General features: G+C 51.4%; 17 protein-coding genes. 12 read left to right on the top strand and 5 right to left on the bottom strand.

Annotation, left to right across the window (positions count from 1 at the left end; genetic code table 11):
- Positions 1-29: 29 nt before the first annotated feature.
- On the bottom strand, positions 30-1277 hold the full coding sequence (locus ABD892_RS20010) for a Zn-dependent hydrolase (protein WP_345197847.1): 1248 nt from the start codon (positions 1275-1277) through the stop codon (positions 30-32).
- Between the two features lie 155 nt (positions 1278-1432).
- Between ABD892_RS20010 and ABD892_RS20005 the strand changes: the two genes are divergently transcribed.
- From ABD892_RS20005 to ABD892_RS19990, 4 genes are all read left to right on the top strand, one after another.
- A complete protein-coding gene (locus ABD892_RS20005; protein WP_345197846.1) occupies positions 1433-2044 on the top strand; it encodes a trimeric intracellular cation channel family protein in 612 nt (203 codons plus the stop codon).
- A gap of 370 nt (positions 2045-2414) precedes the next feature.
- Positions 2415-3758, top strand: a complete 1344-nt coding sequence (locus tag ABD892_RS20000; RefSeq protein ID WP_345197845.1) for an OmpP1/FadL family transporter — start codon at positions 2415-2417, stop codon at positions 3756-3758.
- Positions 3759-3924: 166 nt separating this feature from the next.
- Complete coding sequence (locus ABD892_RS19995; protein ID WP_345197844.1) at positions 3925-5253, top strand: OmpP1/FadL family transporter; 1329 nt, start codon at positions 3925-3927, stop codon at positions 5251-5253.
- 112 nt (positions 5254-5365) lie between these two features.
- Positions 5366-5809, top strand: a complete 444-nt coding sequence (locus tag ABD892_RS19990; RefSeq protein ID WP_345197842.1) for a flavodoxin — start codon at positions 5366-5368, stop codon at positions 5807-5809.
- A gap of 61 nt (positions 5810-5870) precedes the next feature.
- On the opposite strand, the gene yaaA is transcribed toward ABD892_RS19990, so the two are convergent.
- The 3 genes from yaaA to ABD892_RS19975 all read right to left on the bottom strand — a co-directional run bounded on the left by yaaA (position 5871) and on the right by ABD892_RS19975 (position 7693).
- Positions 5871-6644 (bottom strand): peroxide stress protein YaaA, encoded by a 774-nt coding sequence (gene yaaA / locus ABD892_RS19985; protein ID WP_345197841.1) that lies wholly within the window; start codon positions 6642-6644, stop codon positions 5871-5873.
- Positions 6645-6774: 130 nt separating this feature from the next.
- Positions 6775-7326 (bottom strand): superoxide dismutase [Cu-Zn] SodC, encoded by a 552-nt coding sequence (gene sodC, locus ABD892_RS19980; RefSeq protein ID WP_345197840.1) that lies wholly within the window; start codon positions 7324-7326, stop codon positions 6775-6777.
- Positions 7327-7462: 136 nt separating this feature from the next.
- On the bottom strand, positions 7463-7693 hold the full coding sequence (locus ABD892_RS19975) for a hypothetical protein (RefSeq protein ID WP_345197866.1): 231 nt from the start codon (positions 7691-7693) through the stop codon (positions 7463-7465).
- Between ABD892_RS19975 and ABD892_RS19970 the strand changes: the two genes are divergently transcribed.
- The 8 genes from ABD892_RS19970 (at position 7607) to ABD892_RS19935 (ending at position 16535) form a co-directional block, all read left to right on the top strand.
- Positions 7607-8893 carry an anaerobic C4-dicarboxylate transporter gene (locus ABD892_RS19970; protein WP_345197864.1) on the top strand — a complete coding sequence of 429 codons (1287 nt, stop codon included), beginning with the start codon at positions 7607-7609 and terminating at the stop codon, positions 8891-8893. The two genes, ABD892_RS19975 and ABD892_RS19970, sit on opposite strands and share 87 nt — an antisense overlap.
- Before the next feature lie 148 nt (positions 8894-9041).
- A complete protein-coding gene (locus ABD892_RS19965) occupies positions 9042-9770 on the top strand; it encodes a DUF2189 domain-containing protein (RefSeq protein ID WP_345197839.1) in 729 nt (242 codons plus the stop codon).
- Between the two features lies 1 nt (position 9771).
- Positions 9772-10461, top strand: coding sequence for an RDD family protein (locus ABD892_RS19960; RefSeq protein WP_345197838.1), 690 nt, complete (start codon positions 9772-9774; stop codon positions 10459-10461).
- Positions 10461-11456 carry a stage II sporulation protein M gene (locus ABD892_RS19955; protein WP_345197837.1) on the top strand — a complete coding sequence of 332 codons (996 nt, stop codon included), beginning with the start codon at positions 10461-10463 and terminating at the stop codon, positions 11454-11456. Before ABD892_RS19960 ends, ABD892_RS19955 begins: the two co-directional genes overlap by 1 nt.
- A complete protein-coding gene (locus ABD892_RS19950) occupies positions 11437-12990 on the top strand; it encodes a DUF4129 domain-containing protein (RefSeq protein ID WP_345197836.1) in 1554 nt (517 codons plus the stop codon). The genes ABD892_RS19955 and ABD892_RS19950 overlap by 20 nt, the downstream gene beginning before the upstream one ends.
- Complete coding sequence (locus ABD892_RS19945) at positions 12983-14221, top strand: DUF4350 domain-containing protein (RefSeq protein ID WP_345197834.1); 1239 nt, start codon at positions 12983-12985, stop codon at positions 14219-14221. Before ABD892_RS19950 ends, ABD892_RS19945 begins: the two co-directional genes overlap by 8 nt.
- Positions 14222-14253: 32 nt before the next feature.
- Positions 14254-15207 (top strand): AAA family ATPase, encoded by a 954-nt coding sequence (locus tag ABD892_RS19940; protein WP_345197833.1) that lies wholly within the window; start codon positions 14254-14256, stop codon positions 15205-15207.
- A 44-nt stretch (positions 15208-15251) separates the two neighbouring features.
- Positions 15252-16535: a DUF58 domain-containing protein gene (locus tag ABD892_RS19935; protein WP_345197832.1), complete on the top strand. Its 1284-nt coding sequence runs from the start codon at positions 15252-15254 to the stop codon at positions 16533-16535.
- On the opposite strand, the gene truC is transcribed toward ABD892_RS19935, so the two are convergent.
- Positions 16513-17307, bottom strand: a complete 795-nt coding sequence (gene truC / locus ABD892_RS19930; protein ID WP_345197831.1) for a tRNA pseudouridine(65) synthase TruC — start codon at positions 17305-17307, stop codon at positions 16513-16515. The genes ABD892_RS19935 and truC overlap by 23 nt on opposite strands.
- Positions 17308-17945 lie beyond the last annotated feature (638 nt).

The raw sequence follows: 17945 nt of genomic DNA, 5'->3' as shown, positions 1-17945 counted from the left end.
AGGTGTTCCTCAAGTGTTATGCGTAAAAATCATTGTTGTGCCAGGTCCAGCATGGCGTGCAGTAACACGTTACATCCGGCTTCCAGGTCTTCCGGTGTCGCGTGCTCTGCTTCATTGTGAGACAGCCCTTTCTCACAGGGTACGAAGATCATGCCGGTAGGTGCAACCCCGGCGAGATAGCCCGCGTCGTGGCCAGCACCGGACACCATCTCCATGGCTGGGTAGTCCAGTTGATCAACAGCCTTACGAACCGCATTGATACACAGCGTGTCAAAGGAAACCGGTGGTAACCGCCATTCCTCATGGATGCTGTGTGTCAGCCCCAGCCGTCCGCATTCATTTTCAGCAATGTCCCGAAAAGCCTTCTCCATGGCATCCAGCACGGATTTATCCGGATGGCGAAGGTCAACCGCCAGGACCAGACGTTCAGGCACCGTATTGCGTGCACCGGGTTCCGCCCGAATATCACCGAAGGTGACCCGTGCCCATGGCGCATGGGTTTCCGCCAGTTGGTAAAGTTTCCGGGTGATAGAGGATAGTCCCATAAACGGATCACAGCGCTGTTCCATGGGTGTAGGGCCTGCATGGCAGGGTTGGCCTTCAATGACAAGGTCAAACCAGTACATGCCCTGGATGCCGGTCAGTACCCCAATCTGTAACTCTTTCTGCTCCAGTATGGGGCCCTGTTCAATATGCAGTTCCAGGGCGGCTTTTACGGGGCGTGCTTTGGCAGGTACGTCACCGTTATAGCCAATGGTATCCAGCGCTTGTTGAAGTGTGATACCGGCCTTGTCGCTCCGTTGCCAGGCGTAATCCCGATCAAATACTCCGGACCACACACCGGATCCAATCATGGCTGGTGAAAACCGTGCGCCTTCTTCATTGGTCCAGACCACGACTTCCAGTGGCGCTTCAGTGCGGATGTCCTGTTCCTGCAGTGTGCGCATGACTTCCAGGCCCGCCAGCACGCCATAGACGCCATCAAATTTGCCGCCGGTCGGCTGGGTGTCCAGGTGCGAGCCGGTAATGACGGGCGGCAATGTCTCATGCCTGCCTTCCCGGCGGGCGAAGATATTGCCCATTTCATCCACGGCTACCGTGCAGCCGGCGTCTTCACACCAGCTTATCAACAGATCTCGGCCCCGCTTGTCTTCATCGGTCAATGCCTGCCGGTTACAACCGCCACCGGCAGTGGCGCCAATCTCGGCCATATCCATCAAGGATTGCCAAAGCCGTTGACCATTGATGCGGAGTCCGGAATCATACGACGATGTCATAGTTACCTCGTTATTGTTATACCAATCACTGATGACACGGTAATGCGTAATGGGGAGCAGAAGAAAAAATCAGGGTCATTGTCAGTACCCACAAAAAACAATATTCCGTAAAACCCAACGTTTTACAATCCCGGCGAACCGCAGGGGGGAGCGAAATGACACTCTATGCGCTGGATCTGTTCGGCACCGCAGTATTTGCCATTTCCGGTGTATTGCTGGCCTGTCGAAGCAATATGGATTTTTTCGGTGCGCTTGTGCTGGCGTTTGTCACGGCGGTGGGCGGAGGAACCATCCGTGACGCATTGCTTGGCAGTACACCGGTGTTCTGGATTCAGAATACCCATTACCTCTGGGTGATTCTGGCCGCCGTCATCGTGGGGTTGGCAACGTTGAGTTGGATGGTGCGTATTCACCGTATCCTGCAGATTTTTGATGCCATGGGGCTTGCCGTTTTCAGTATTGCCGGTGCACAAAAAGCCCTGGCCTTCGGGGCTGAGCCGGTGGTTGCGATCATCATGGGGGTATTGACCGGCGCCGGCGGTGGTGCAATCCGCGATATGCTCGCGGGCCAGGTGCCCATGGTGTTGAGGCAGGAAGAGCTCTATGCAACCCCGGCGATTTTCGGCTGCCTGTTTTATCTCCTGTTACTGTCATGGTCCGTTAACCCGACACTGGCGACAGTCATTGCCGGTATCTTGATATTTTCAACGCGAATGATTTCCGTCATACGTAAAATTGCCCTCCCACGTATCGCGTTGCCCGGTTGATCAGACGTTTGACCGTGGTTTCTTTTATCGTCCAGATCGCTGGGTGCGAGAAGTGGGAATCGTGGCTAATACGTCTATTTTTTGGTGTTGTCCCTACCTGGTAGTACTTTGGTTTTACTTTGTGTCTTTTTGTTGCCGCTTTCTTTTTAGAGCGTATGTAAGGGTTACGCAAACACCACAAAGACCCCGGTGACAGCCCGTCTTGGCAGACAGTAGACTGCCGCCGTCAAAATGCAGAAAACGCCGCAATCACGCTCGTATCCGCATTAAAAAAACAGGTATCTCTCGCAAACGGACAATGGGGCTGCGAGGGAGCCAAGCACTCCGTACTTCACACAACACACATTCTGGTGGATGACCAGGGGGAAACATGAACTTCAGGCCGTATCCGGGCAAACTATCTTTGGTGTCGCTGGCAGTCAGCGCGTGCATTGCGAGTGGCGTCGCGCAGGGCGCGGGTTTTGCGTTGAATGAGTTGTCTGCTGGCGCTGCGGGTACGGCCAATGCCGGACGTGCGGCTAACCCGGAAGATGCCTCTATCCTTTCCTCCAACCCTGCTGGTCTTGCGCATTTAGAAGGTAGTCAATGGACGGTTGGTGGCGCTTTGGTCATCCCTAAAGCAGACTTGAAGAACGCTTCTGGTACTAACACTCTTCCGGCATTCAATAATGCTGGTAACGGTGATGGCGGCGATTTTATGAGTGCCCAGTTTGTCCCATCAGCTTATTTTTCTACTCAATTAGATGATAAATGGTCTGCGGGTTTCGGTATTTACGTGCCGTTCGCTGCGGCGACAGATTATGATGACAACTTTGCCGGTCGCTATCTAGCCACAAAAACTGAACTGACTAATATAAATCTTCAACCTACTATCGCTTATAAGTTTAGTGATCGCCTGTCTGTTGGTGTTGGTGTCTTTGCCTCTCATATGGAAGGCACATTGAATCAGATGAAGCGGGTTCCTAGCGGTAACATTAATCCTTTTCCAGGATATGACGCAAAATCGAGTATGGAAGGCGATGACTGGAGTTGGGGATGGAATGTGGGCGTAATCTGGCAGCCTACCGATCGCACGAATATTGGTATGTCTTATACCTCCAAGGTTGATTTTACTGTTGAGGGTGAAATGACTTTAGTGGGTGGAGATGGTTCGGGTGGATATGGCCCATATCATAAAACCAATGGCCATATAGATTTGACCTTGCCGGAAAAATTCGAGATTGGTGTTACCCATCAGCTGGATGATCGGTGGACGCTGATGGCCGGTGCGCTGTGGACGCGCTGGAGCCAGTTTGATGAGATTGTTGCGATTGATGATGAAGGTAATATGCCGGGTATTGATCCTGGTGCACCAGCTTCTTATGTTCCTGAAAACTGGAAAGATAGCTGGGCTTGGTCTGTGGGTGCTTCTTACAAATATGACGAACAGTGGACCCTGAAAGGGGGTTATGCCTACGATAACTCGCCGGTGCGTAATGAGTGGCGTACAGCGCGGATTCCTGATGTGGATCGTGAATGGTTGACTATTGGTGCCAAGTACCAGCCAAATCAGGATTATGTTGTCGACATGGCTTATGGTTATATGTTGAAAAAAGATACCAAGGTCAATGAATCAGCACATCCACCTGCTGGGTCTATTGATGGTGCCAGCTTCTCTGGTGACTATGAGATGAGCGCTCATGTTTTAATGATTTCTCTGACTCGCCGCTTCTGATTTCACGCTAATCGATAATTGAAATCCCCATGACAATGTCATGGGGATTTTTTTATTGTGTTACGTGATGCCTTCTTTCCGTCCCAAAACGTGACAGAACCTCATTCCCCAACTAAATAAACAGGCATTTCAACGTCAGGCTGTACGCCTTTGTGTGGGGATGGTGATGAATTCCGGATGGTTTGATAATGCTGTGAAATACGGTGTATTGCTCATTGGCAGTTGTGTGGCTGGCAATGCCATCAGTGCAGGCTTTACCCTCAATGAAACCTCCGCGGGGGCTGCCGGCACAGCCTATGCCGGGCGTGCGGCGAATCCGGAGGATGCCTCAGTCATGTCCGCTAATCCAGCCGGAATAGCTTTTCTTGATAGACCGCAATTTACCGTGGGGGGCGGATTAATAGTTCCTCACGAAAAGTATCATCATGGTGTGGGGGCCGATTCTCAAGGAAACGACATCACACAAACGAGCTCGGTAAAAGGTGATTTTGTTGGCGCGCAGGGTGTGCCTTTTGGGTTTTATTCCATGCCTCTGGATGAACCTCTTAGCTTTGGTCTCGGATTCTATGTGCCTTATGCTGCGATGACCGAGTACGGTAATGATTTTGTCGGTCGCTATTTGGCATTGAATACAGAACTGGTAACGCTCAATCTACAGCCAACACTCTCCTGGAAATTTAATGATGCGTTTGCGGTGGGATTCGGTTTGATTTTTTCGTATCTGGATGGAGAACTGACACAGTTAAAAAATCCAAGCCCTTTACCTGCTAATAAAGCTTTTAAATCAAAAATGACTGGGCATGATTGGGGGTATGGCTGGAATGCTGGAATGCTTTGGATGCCGAATGATGACACTACAATCGGCGTCGCTTATACCTCAAAGATTAATTATACCGTTGAAGGCGATTTAAAATTAAAAGGCGATTTGGTCAATGCAGAAAGCCATGGGCATCTTAAATTGATTCTGCCAGAAAAATGGGAAATTAGTGGAACCTACAAGTTGGATGAACGCTGGACTGTTATGGGTGGCACTGTATGGACGCGCTGGAGTCGATTTGATGAGATCAAGGCAATAGCTGATGATGGTATTCCTGCTTTGGGTATTCCTGCCGGTGGCGTTGCTTCCTATACCCCTGAAAACTGGAAAGATGTCTGGGCTTGGTCCGTGGGCGCCTCTTATCGTTTGAATAACGAATGGTTACTCAGGGCAGGTTATGGATACGACACATCCCCGGTTAAAAGTGCCTGGCGGACGGCAAGGATTCCGGATATTGACCGCGAATGGCTGACTTTTGGCGCCAGTTATCAACCCGTGCCGGATTACACGATCGATCTGGCCTACGGCCATATGTTCAATAAAAACGTGAAAGTCGATGAACATGAATATAACTGGGATAACGCAACAGGCGTGGTTTCTCGCGGTGCAGCTTCCTACAAAGCGAAATACAAGGTGAGTGCGAACGTACTGGTTGTGTCCCTGACCCATCGGCTGTGAATGGAAACTGTCATCGCTGTTATTTAGTGTCGGCTGACTGTGATATACACTGCCTGTCAGGAGTAGGGAGTCACAGGGTTCCCGCAAGTGCAGTCAGAATCACAGGGTAATCATGGCAATCATCAAGCTATTGACAGGCAGTGTATATGGCACGGCAGAGGCTGTTGCCACAGAGGTGAAGGTTGCTTTGGAGCAGGGTGGACATACCGTAATCAAGGCGGAAGGGTTGGAGGCGGTGCTTCGGGATGGCGCCGATGCCGTATTAGTCTGTACATCAACGACCGGTCAGGGTGATCTGCCAGATAACCTGCAACCGTTATATCGTGAACTGAAAGAGCGTTTTCCACTCCTGGGGCACTTGGCCTATGGCATCATTGCATTGGGTGACAGTTCCTATGGGGAGACCTATTGTGGCGGTGGGAAGCAGATGGATGAATTGCTGGCAGAACTGACGGCTAAACGGATCGCAGATCCGTTGATGATTGATGCCTGTGAAACGGCTTCACCGGAAGAGGTCGCCGTACCCTGGGCCGTTGAGTGGGCCCGTCAGCTGTAAGATGGATCAAGCCAGAATATAACGCGCTGGCACTTAAGGCCGGCGCGTTTCTGGGTTCAGTCTAGGCTTCATCACGGGTAAAGACCCACTCATTCCCTTGGCTCATCTCGCCATTAAAGGTATAGCCTTCGTAATCAAACCCCTTCAGGTCTTCGACACGGGTGATCTTGTTGTCGATGATGTAGCGCACCATTAATCCCCGTGCTTTCTTCGCATAGAAACTGATAATTTTGTATTGGCCGTTTTTCAAATCCTTGAATACCGGTGTGAAAATTTCACCCTCAAAGGCCGCAGGTTTGATCGCTTTGAAATATTCGTTAGAGGCGAGATTGACCAGTACATTATCGGTTTGCTGCTGCATCTCCTGGTTGAGCCGCTCCGTGATACGGTTGCCCCAGAAAGCATAGAGATCCTTGCCGCGGGTATTGGCAAAACGGGTGCCCATTTCCAGGCGGTAGGCCTGCATCAGGTCCAGTGGGCGTAGCAACCCATAAAGGCCGGACAGTATCCGCAGGTGATTCTGCGCAAACGCAAAGTCGTCGGCGGACAGTGTTTCGGCATCCAGGCCGGTATAGACATCACCCTTGAAAGCCAAGACGGCCTGCTTGGCGTTGTCGGGTGAAAAGGGGGGGTGCCAGGCTTCAAACCGCGCGGCATTCAGGCCGGCGAGTTTGTCGCTGATGCTCATCAGGCTGCCGATATCCGCTGGGCTCAGGGTGCGCAGCTGCTCAATCAGTTCTGCCGAATCGTTCAGGAAATCCGGCGTTGTGTAATCGGTTATGACCGGCGGGGTGTCATAATCCAGGGTTTTGGCGGGTGAGATGACAATCAGCATAAGCGATATCCGGCAGTTGTGGTGCGTTAGTCCGGCATTGTAAACCAGCGCCGGATTTCCAGCTATCCAACCCCGGATTGGATTTCTTTATCAGGTTGATAGTTTGACGAACCGTATGCGCAGTATTCGATTAGCGGATCACACCGCACAGCATACGTCCTCCTCCGCCGCCCAGTGGTGCGGGGGTATCGGCATAATTGTCGCCACCCACATGTACCATCAGGGCATGGCCGGTAATGTCACGGATACGTTTCAAACGCGGAGCCAGAACGGGATAGTCGGCCACACCTTGCGCATTGACAACCAGTGCAGGCAGATCGCCCCGGTGCCCTTCGCCATAGGGGCCTTGGTGTGATCCGCTGTTGTCGGGGTCAAAATGTCCGCCTGCGGCGCCGGCTGGAAGGGTTTTGCCATCCTGCTCACTCGGAGCACAGCTGGGCTTTTCATGGATATGGAAACCATGGTAACCCGTTGGCAGGCTCGACAGTGCCGGTTGAAATAACAGCCCGTAGGGTGTTTCTACAATGTTGACGGTGCCTGCCTGTGTGCCGGTTCCCTGCGTATTCACGTTGTAAAGCGTAACAATGGCCTCCGCTGCCAGAACAGGCGCTATCCACAGCAAACCGGCAAGACTGAGAAAACAGCTGAAACAGGGATGGCGCATGGCGGTGGTTACTCGCATGTTAAGCAAAACACCATTATAGACAGGCTGTTGCTGCAAAAAGTTTCAGTTTTCGCACAGAGAAACCGTTGTGAGACAGAATGACACGATTTATTACCTTTTAATCTGTAAGGTTTTGATGGTTGTCAGCCAATTGTCAGTCATATCCGCGCATAATAATTCTTTTCGCAAGCCGGTTCGGAACTAACATCTGAGGTGTTTTTTCCAATCCGGCTTTTTCTTTTTCAAGGGAATACTGGGGGTTAAAGTGCTTGTTCTGCAGTTTCTTTTTCTGTTGCTGATGCTTTATCTGGGCAGCAGAAAAGGAGGTATAGGTCTTGGTCTGGTCTCGGGCATCGGTTTGGTCATTGAGGTGTTTGTTTTCCATATGCCCCCGACATCCCCGCCTATCAGTGTGATGCTGATTATTATGGCGGTGGTGACCTGCGCCTCAATTCTGGAAGCGGCTGGCGGTCTCAAATACATGCTGCAGTTAGCTGAACGCATTCTCAGAAGCAAACCGCAGAAGATTAGCCTCCTTGGACCCATCGTCACTTATGCCATGACGCTGATGCTGGGGACGGGACATGCCGTTTACGCGGTGATGCCTGTGATTGGCGATATTGCGCTGAAGAACGGGATTCGTCCGGAGCGCCCCATGGCGGCATCGTCGGTGGCATCCCAGATGGGCATTACCGCCAGCCCGATATCGGCAGCTGTCGTGTATTACCTGGCGCAGATGTCGGGGCTGGACAGTTCTATCACGTTGCTGACCATCATGAGCATTCAGATACCCGCGACCTTGGGCGGCGTGTTGCTGATGTCCCTGTATAGCATGCGGAGGGGGCTGGAGCTGGATAAGGATCCGGAATACCAGCGTCGTATGCAGGATCCGGACTGGCGAGACAAGATCCTTTCCACCACCGCAACGACACTGGATGAGCAATTGCCGGTATCGGCCCGCAATTCGGTGCTGCTCTTTTTGGCGGCGCTGGTCACCATTGTTGTGATTGCGATGTTTCCCGAGGTAAGAACCCTCAACGGCCATGCCATCAGTATGTCGGTCATTATCCAGATGATGATGCTGGCGTTTGGCGGGCTGATTCTGCTGGCGACGGATACGCCGGTTGCCCGGGTACCGGAAGGGGTCGTGTTTAAATCCGGTATGGTGGCGGCCATCGCCATCTATGGCATAGCCTGGATGAGCGATACCTATTTCCAGTATGCCATGCCGTCTTTTCAGGCGGGTATTACCGAGATGGTGCACGCTTATCCCTGGACGATTGCCCTGGCCATGTTTACGGTTTCCGTTGTGATTAACAGCCAGGCGGCGACAGCCCGGATGATGTTGCCCGTTGCCATGGGGATGGGGCTGCCACCACAGCTGCTGATCGGGATTATGCCCTCTGTGTACGGCTATTTCTTTATTCCTAACTACCCCTCAGATATTGCGACCTGTAACTTTGATGTTACCGGCACCACGCGTATCGGAAAATATTATTTTAACCACAGCTTTATGCTACCCGGACTGATTGGTGTTATGTCGGCTTGTACTGTGGGTTATCTACTGGCGGGCATCATGATTTAAGCGTGTTTTATGGGTTCACTCCCTCCGTTTTGAGGGAGTGACATGGACGCGTTTATCAGGTTGTTGCTGGTTTCCCTAGCAGTTATCCTATTGCCGATAAAAGGTAAATCAGTGCCTGATAAAAAATTAAAATGCAAAAGGAATAAGCATGTCGTCTATTTATGAAACCCCGGAATCGGATGTCTCCAGGCAGCCGGAGAGGGATGGACACGGCTCTCTGGAAAAAGGGATCGCTGGCGAATATATCTTTTCCATCGGCGAAACCCTCAGTGAAGCCTGGGAGAAAACCCGTGGCGCCAAGTGGACACTCCATCTCGCGATGGCGATTTATTTCATCATCTACCTTATCGCGATGCTGGTTCTTATGGCGGTTTCCTTCTTCTTGCCGTCGTCAGTATTTGTGGCATTGGCAACCCAGTTGGTTTTGATGGCCATCAGCACCCCCCTGTGGGCCGGACTCTTTATTATCGGTTTGCGTCGTGCTGTGGATGCGCCGATAGAGGCCGGGCAAGTCCTGTCCTGTTTCCGCTATACCCTGCCATTGTTTGTACTGAGTGTTGTGATGACGATCCTTATGATGCTTGGTTTTTTTCTGTTGATACTGCCCGGTATTTATCTGGCGACAGCGTATATCCTGGCGGTACCCCTGATGGTGGATAAGAACCTGGGCTTTTGGCAGGCGCTCGAAGCCTCCAGGAAGGCTGTCACCAGGCGCTGGTTTTCGATTTTTGGCCTGATGCTGGTGCTGATGCTTATTAATTTCGTTGCGATGATTCCCCTGGGGCTGGGATTGATCTGGTCAGCGCCGATGTCGATTATCGTGTTTGGCGTTTTATACCGGAATGTTTTTGGTTGCAGCAGCCAGACAGTGGCCTGATATGCGCCAGTTGTTGGATACCACCTGCCGGGTGGAGACACCGGAGTCCATTGATCTACAGGCTGAAGTTGCGGGTGTAGTGCCCCGTATGATGGCGTTTGCCCTGGATTTCCTGATTCGCTTTATCATTTTCCTCATTGTTTTGATCGCTGTTTCCCTGGCCGGCAGGGCTGGAGAAGGCTTGTTCCTGGTGGTGTTGTTTCTGCTGGAATGGTTCTATCCGGTTGTGTTTGAAGTGTATCGTGGTGGTCAAACGCCCGGAAAAAAAGCATTTGGACTGGTTGTCGTCAATGAGGACCTGACGCCGGTTGGGTTGGGGGCGTCAGTGATACGCAACCTGCTGCGCAGTGTTGATTTTATGCCGTTCCTGTATGGAACCGGGCTGGTGAGCCTTTTATTAACCCGCCGGTTTCAGCGGCTGGGCGACCTGGCCGCAGGAACGTTGGTTGTATATCGATCTGAAGAAAAGGTTCAGGGTGAGCTACCAGAGGAGCGCCCAGTAGCGCCACCAATAGCCCTGAGTCTGGATGATCAGATGGCATTGATGGGTTTCACACGGCGTCATGCTTCGCTGAGCGAGGCCCGACAGCAGGAATTGGCTGATATTCTGTTGGGGGTTACACATGACAATAAAGAAGACAGTGTCACCAGACTCCAGGGAATAGGGTTGTGGTTATCGGGTAAACGGTAGTGAAACAGCAGGATTTTGAAACACGGAATAACCCAGACTGGGTGATTCTGGAACATTGGCTGAGCCAGGCGGACAGTAAAACGTCGTCGACGACCAATGATAGTACGATTACTGCGGAACGGGTCGTGCCGATGTACCGCCAGCTTTGCCACCATTGTGCGTTAGCTCGTTCAAGGGGATACAGTCCTGAGCTGGTAGATCGCCTGAATCGGTTGGCGTTGGAGCTGCACCATGTGCTGTATCAGCATAACCAGCGTCTCTTGCCTCAGATATTATACTTCCTGTTTCTGGGCTTTCCCGAAGCCTTACGTACTAATGCCCGTTTAATTGGTTTGTCTGCCGCTTTTTTTCTTCTTCCCGGACTGGCCATGTTTATTGGTTGTCTGGTCAATAATGAGCTGATTTATACCTTGATGTCGCCGGAAGATGTTTGGCACTTTGAGGCAATCTATGACCCTGCCAACGCGGTTTTGGGGCGTGAGCGGGCATCGGATACTGATCTCCAGATGTTCGGTTTTTATATCAAGAACAATATTGGCATCAGTTTCCAGGTCTTTGCAGGAGGGTTGCTGTTTGGCCTCGGCAGTGTGTTTTATCTGGTGTATAACGGGCTGGCGATTGGGGGCGTCGCTGGCCATATCGTGCATTTGGGGTTCGATGAAACCTTCTTTCCTTTTGTCGTCGGTCATGGCGCTTTCGAGCTGACGGCAATTGTCTTTAGTGGGGCTGCCGGGCTGCGCCTTGGTCTCGCGCTGATTGATCCGGGACCTTATCATCGCTTGACGGCGTTGCGTCTTGCTGCGAAAGAAGCGGTAAAGCTCATCTACGGAACAACGTTAATGTTGTTGCTTGCCGCCTTCCTGGAAGCCTTCTGGTCTTCCAGTTCCACGATGGCATCCCCAGTTAAGTATACGGTGGGAGCCGCCTTCTGGTTTATGGTGCTCGTTTATTCTTTGTCTGCAGCATGGAGGCGGCGTGGATCTCGGTCAGCTTAGTATTCGTCCGCGACTGCGTAGTCGCTATGAGGCCATGGATCTTGGCTTTGTGCTCGCCAGACAGTGGTGGCGGTCACTGTTTCTGGCTTGGCTGATCCCGAGTGGTGTCGTGTTTCTCTTTGCCAGCCTGTTGGTGGGTGAACGTCAATGGCTCGCGTTGCTGCTGGTTTGGTGGTTTAAACCCCTGTGGGATTGTGCGCCACTGTATATTGGCAGTCGTCAATTGTTTGGTGAGTCAGTATCTGTGGGGAGTGCAATACGGGCTATGCCGGGTATGCTGCGCGCTGACTGGTTTGCCTGGTTAACATGGCGGCGATTCAGCCCGGGACGCGCCTTTGTGATGCCGGTGACAGCGCTTGAGAAGCTGACGGGAAAGCGTCGGCGACAACGTATTGGTGTGCTGGATCAGCGGGAGGGGAGCGGTTCAGCCTGGTTGACCATCGCTTGTGTCCATATCGAAGCCATTCTCTCCATGGGAGCTGCTTTTCTTCTGATGTTGTTTTTACCTGATAGCATTGGCGTTGAGTGGTACAACGCGGATGGACCACTGTGGTGGCAGGTCGTGACGAATGTGCTGGGTTGGCTCGCGATGTCGATGGTAGCACCTTTTTACACCATGGCGGGTTTTGCCCTGTATATCAATCGTCGTATTGAGCTGGAGGGCTGGGATATTGAAATTCGCTTCCGTGCGATGGCCCAGCGCATCAGTGAAACAAAGCGTGAGAAAAGCACCGCTACACTGCGCAGTCTGGTTGTCTTGTCTGCTTCATTAATCACGGCCCTATGCCTGGTTACGCTTGAACCAGTATGGGCTCGTACTTCAGTACTAGATCCTTCCGGTTCGTTACATCACATTGATCAGGTTGAATCCCGGGAGATGATTCAGTCTGTTCTGGCAGGTGATGCGTTTCATCAGCAGGAAACGCAACGGGGATGGCGCCTGAAATCATTCGATGATGAAGAATCAGAAGAGCCCAGTGATTCGTGGATTGTTGATTTTATACAATGGTTGCAGGAGTGGAATGCCCATCAGGGCCAGATACAACAGGGGATGGCTTTCCTGTTGGAAGTCTTGTTGTGGGTGATATTGGCCGTAGTGATTGCTTACCTGCTGTATTTTTACAGGAAACACCTTGGCAGCCTGGTTGCGGGCATTGCTTCGGGGGTAGCGCCTAAACGCTCCACACCAACCGTGTTGGCAGGAATGGACGTACGTCCGGAAAGCCTGCCAGATGATGTACCGGCATCTGCACAATCGTTATGGCAAAGTGGTGATCACAGGGCTGCGATGGGGCTGCTTTATCGCGCCAGCCTCTCTCGGTTGATTCATGCCTTTTCTGTGCCGCTGGTTGCCGGTCACACTGAGCAGGAGTGTGTGGATTTAGTGGCAGGGCTTCCCGACAACACCCTGCATGATTATATGCGTTGCCTGACATTGGACTGGCAGCGTCTGGCCTATGGCCATCAGGTGATAGAACCGCAGCAGTTTAAAGCCTTATGCCAACAGTGGCGGGAGGTATTCTGCCGTGACTAAGCGACTGGGTATTATCTGCGTTATTGTGTTACTGACGGGTTTGGCTATCTATGGTTTCAAAACGTTTTTTGAGCCTTGGGAAAAAAACATTGATCATGGTTTCAGTCGTGAGGCCGGAATTAACCCCTTTCTGGCGGCAGAGCATTATCTGACAAAGTTAGGCTATGACGTACAAAGTGACGACAGCGCAGCCATTCTGAACAACCTGTCATCGGTTTCGACACTCTTGATCAGTCAGGCGGAATTAGTGCGCTCTGAGTCCCGCAGCAGACAATTGGAGACATGGTTGCTACAGGGGGGGCATCTGATCATTGAGGCGCCATCCGCTGGTCAAGTGTCTCGACATGTCTTGTTGGCGCCATTTGCCGTCAGTCGTGTTAAACAGGAAAATAATGCATCGACAGCCGATGATCAGCATCAACACGCTTTGAGCGAAATAGCGGGTATCTCTGAAAACGACGAAGACCGCACCGCGTTGATTCCCCAGGAGCAATTGACTCAGATCCAGTTTGAGAATGCATCTGATGCTGTTATTGCCTATTTCTCACCTGATTTCATTCTTGAACACTCGAAAGTGCAGCAAGAAGGTGATGGGATTAGTGAAGAACCCCTGCCGTTATATCAGTCGGGTGATGAGGATGGATTGCACTTTATCCAATTTCCGGTCGGAGAAGGCCTTTTGACGGTCGTTTCGGATACTAGCCTTTGGCACTCCCGCCGGATTGGCCAGTTTGATCATGCGTATCTGTTGCACATGCTATCCAGGCGACTGGAGAGTAGTGAACAGACGATCCGCATTATTCGTGGTACCCAGATGCCACCTTTGACGACAATTGTCTGGCAGGCGGCACCTGAGCTGGTGATTGCTTTCGGCCTTTTGTTGTCAGCATGGCTTGTATATCGGTCACGTCGCTTTGGTGCAGTGCAGGAACCTGACTTCAGTCGTCGACGTGCGATTTCTGAGCATGTTCGTGCTTCAGCCGATTTTCTTTGGCGTCATCAACGCTATAAAGCATTACTGGAACCGCTCCAGCAAGCCGTTATGAAAAAAGCAAATCAGCGGTATCCGGGAAGTCGTTCAGACAAAAACGAACTGTACCGCTATCTGGCAGACAGAACAGGGTTAGAGGCGATAGATATACGGCTGGCTCTGTCTATGCCCGACAATGTGAATGAAACAGGTTTTGTCCGTCAGGTTGCACTATTACAAAAAATCAGGGAGTCGTTATGACCGAGCAAATGGATAGAGGGGCAGGGGATAGCATGTCACATCTCTTGCTGGAAAAGCTTGGTGCGCTACGCGAGCGGATTAATCAGGTTGTCATTGGGCAGCCAGAAGTGATCGACCAGGTGCTGGTCGCATTGCTGGCGAAAGGGCATGTATTGGTTGAGGGGGTGCCGGGTCTTGGTAAGACGCTGCTGGTTCGTACCCTTGCCAAATGCTTTGATGGTGAATTCCGGCGTATACAGTTTACCCCTGACCTGATGCCTGCGGATGTTACTGGACATGTGTTGTACAACATGAAAGAAGGTGAGTTCCGGATTCGACGGGGGCCAGTCTTTACCAACCTGTTGCTGACGGACGAAATTAATCGTTCGCCGGCGAAAACACAGGCCGCGCTGCTGGAAGTGATGGAAGAACATCAGGTCACGATAGAGGGGCGCGCGCAGTCGGTGCCGGAACCTTTCATGGTCATGGCTACCCAGAACCCGATTGAGCAGGAGGGGACTTATCCCTTGCCGGAAGCGGAACTGGATCGATTCCTGTTGAAGGTGTTTATCGGCTATCCGTGTATGAAGGATGAACTGGCACTTACCCGTCAGGTAACGGGGATAGAGCAAGGTGATCATTCGGCTCACTCATCCGGGTCGTTATTAACCGCTATAGAGATGCAAAAGTTGCAGCAAGCGGCGGCGAACGTGACTGTTGATGAACAGGTGGCAGCCTATGCCGTGCGGCTGGTCAGGGCCACGCGGGAACGTCCTGTCTTCTCCCGTGGTGCCGGTACGCGGGCCTGCATCGCGTTGGTGAAATGCGCACGTGCGTATGCACTGCTTCAGAAGCGTCGCTATGTTCTGCCGGATGATGTGAAGGCGATGGCGATACCAGTTATGCGACACAGGGTGGCCTTGTCTGTGGATATGGCCATTGAGGGACTGAGTGCAGATTATCTGTTGACCGAGATGATGGATGATATAGAAGCACCCCGCTTATGAGACCCTCAAGGAAACTGATAACACTCTTGCTCTGCTGGTTGTGCTTGTCTATTTTGCCAGTACTGGCCAGATATTCACTATCCGGCGGGAGTGCTGAATTCGTCAGCATGGCCTGGTGGGGGATAGGTTTTTTTGCATTTCTGGTGGTGATGGTTGATCTGGGATTCAGTCGGACGGTCAGCCAGTTAGCTGTCAAACGGCAGTTGCCAGGTAATTTATCGGTCGGCGTTGCTAATGCTGCCGCAGTGGTTATTGAGAACCTACATAAACGGCAAGTTCTGTGTACGATCACCGATCAGATGGCGGAAGGCTTTATTACTGATAACTTGCCGGTGACGGTATCACTGAAGCCAGGTCACAAACGGACTCTTCATTATCATCTTTTTCCTAATCTTCGAGGTCTGTTCCAGCTGGGTAGTATCGATATACGCATAACCAGCGTGCTGCAGTTATGGGAATTCCGGCAGCAGACCTGTGGTGACCAGACTGTCAAGGTCTACCCGAATTTCAAACCGGTTCTGGACAATAAAATACTATCGATGGAACAGCAGCTGACTCGAATGGGCGCACAAGTGATTCCGCGCCGGGGGCAGGGGTTGGATTTCCATCAGTTGCGTGAGTTTCAGCAGGGTGATGTATTGCGACAGGTTGACTGGCGGGCCAGTGCCCGGCAGGCAAAACTGATATCCCGTGAATACCAGTCTGAAAAAGACCAGGATGTGATTTTCCTGCTGGATTGTGGGCGCCGTATGAGAATTAAGGAAGATGAGCTCAGTCATTTTGATCATGCGCTCAATGCCATGCTGGTGACGGCCTGGATGGCGCTTCGTCAGGGGGATGCTGTCGGTATGATGAGTGTGGCTGGCGCTGATCGCTGGTTATCGCCAGTCAAAGGGCGTGCCGCCATAAACCTGTTGCTGAACCAGGTCTACGACCTGCACAGTACCACAGAGAACAGTGATTATTTGCGGGCGGCTGAACAGTTGATGACGAGTCATCGCAAGCATGCGCTGGTCATTCTCGTCACCAATGTGAGGGATGAGGGTGCTGAAGACTTACAGGCAGCTATCCGGTTACTGTCTGGCAGCCATCAGGTTATGGTGGCTGGCCTGCGAGAGGTGCAACTCGACCAACTGTTATCTCAGTCGGTACAGTCATTTGACCAGGCGCTGGCAGTGTGCGGTACTGCCCGTTATCTGCAGGAGCGTCAGCAGGCTTTCCGACAGTTGGGTTCCATGGGTATTACCCTGGCGGATGTCTTGCCAGCGGCGTTGCCTGTCGCACTGGTCAATGGTTATCTCAGTATTAAGGCCAGTGGAGCGCTCTAGTTCTGACTAATGTCCCGCCCAGCCATGGTTGCGGGAGGCTGTTTTCCCACTGGAAGCGTTTAATGAGATGAAGCATTACTGGATCCAGAGGAGCCCGTATACAAAGCGCTTCCCCGGTGACAGGATGCGTCAATTGCATTTCTGTACAAGCCAATAATAGCCGCCCAGCATCCAGTGACTCAGCAAAATAGCGATTATGTTTGCCCTTTCCGTGCTTGGCATCACCAATAATAGGGTGAGCAATATGCTTCATATGCCGTCTGATCTGGTGCTTGCGACCCGTTTCCGGATAAGCGGCAACGAGTGAATACCGGGAGGTCGGGTAACGATCGACACTGACAGGTAATTCGATAGTGTTCAAACGGCGATAATGGGTGATCGCTTCCTGGGCCGCTTTATCCTGATCAGCCCGTTTATCCGTCATTTTATCCAGTTGCTCTTTTAATGGATGATTGATAGTGCCTTCCTCCGGCGTAATTCCACGCACAACAGCTAGATAGGTTTTCTTGACGTTATTAGTTTGGAATTGCTCACCCGTCAGTTTTGCTATTTCAGGTGACAGCGCAAACAACAGAACTCCGGAAGTGGGTTTATCGAGCCGGTGTAGTGGATAAACCCGCTGGCCAATCTGGTCACGTACCATCTGCAGGGCGAAACGGGTTTCATGGCGGTCTATCATGGAGCGGTGGACAAGCAAACCAGAGGGTTTGTGGATTGCTATCAGATAGTCATCGAAAAAGATGATTGGCAGTGCTTGGTAAGGGTGTGTCATGTGGATGCTTAAAAAGCAGGAAGGTAAACGTTTTTCAGAAGTATTACAAAAAATTAAGTAAAATAATGAAGGATATTTATTGGCGGCATGCAGCGTGGGTATTATGAGTTTTTCAAGGTACTATATTTGACTTTTCTTTGCGTATATCGCTATTAATTTGTTTGGTAGCACTTTTAAATCACCAAAATCTGATGCCTTTCAGTAAGTTATACATTGTGGTTTTTTAGTGGATTTAAATAATACATTTGAGTCTAACTGTGGGAGCTTTACAATGAATCCGCTCTCACAGTTAGACGATTGCTCTTATGGTGCGTAGCCAGGAGGTAGGGTATGCAGCATGCCTCTTTTGGTTAGACTGGCTACAGTGCGCTGGTGCTCGGCAATAGCAGCCGGATTGAATTGTCCCCAGTCTAGAAATTGTGAAACGGTATGCATATGATTGTTTACGCAATAATGAATTATTCCACCATACCAATATGCAGACATATCTCTACAGCCTCCTCGCCCGGTCATATCAATACCACCACTCGGTCCACTAGACGAAGGTGCTGGTGCTGGTCCTTAACTCCCGCTTAACGATCTGAAGAAGTAAGGCTAAATTGAATGAAGAGAGCGTCCCCTGTGCTCTTCAGGCAAAA

The sequence above is a fragment of the Kistimonas scapharcae genome, assembly GCF_039540975.1.
Lineage (GTDB): Bacteria > Pseudomonadota > Gammaproteobacteria > Pseudomonadales > Endozoicomonadaceae > Kistimonas > Kistimonas scapharcae.
The sequence above is the reverse complement of the archived record's forward strand: the minus strand, read 5'-3'. Positions and strand labels throughout refer to the sequence as shown.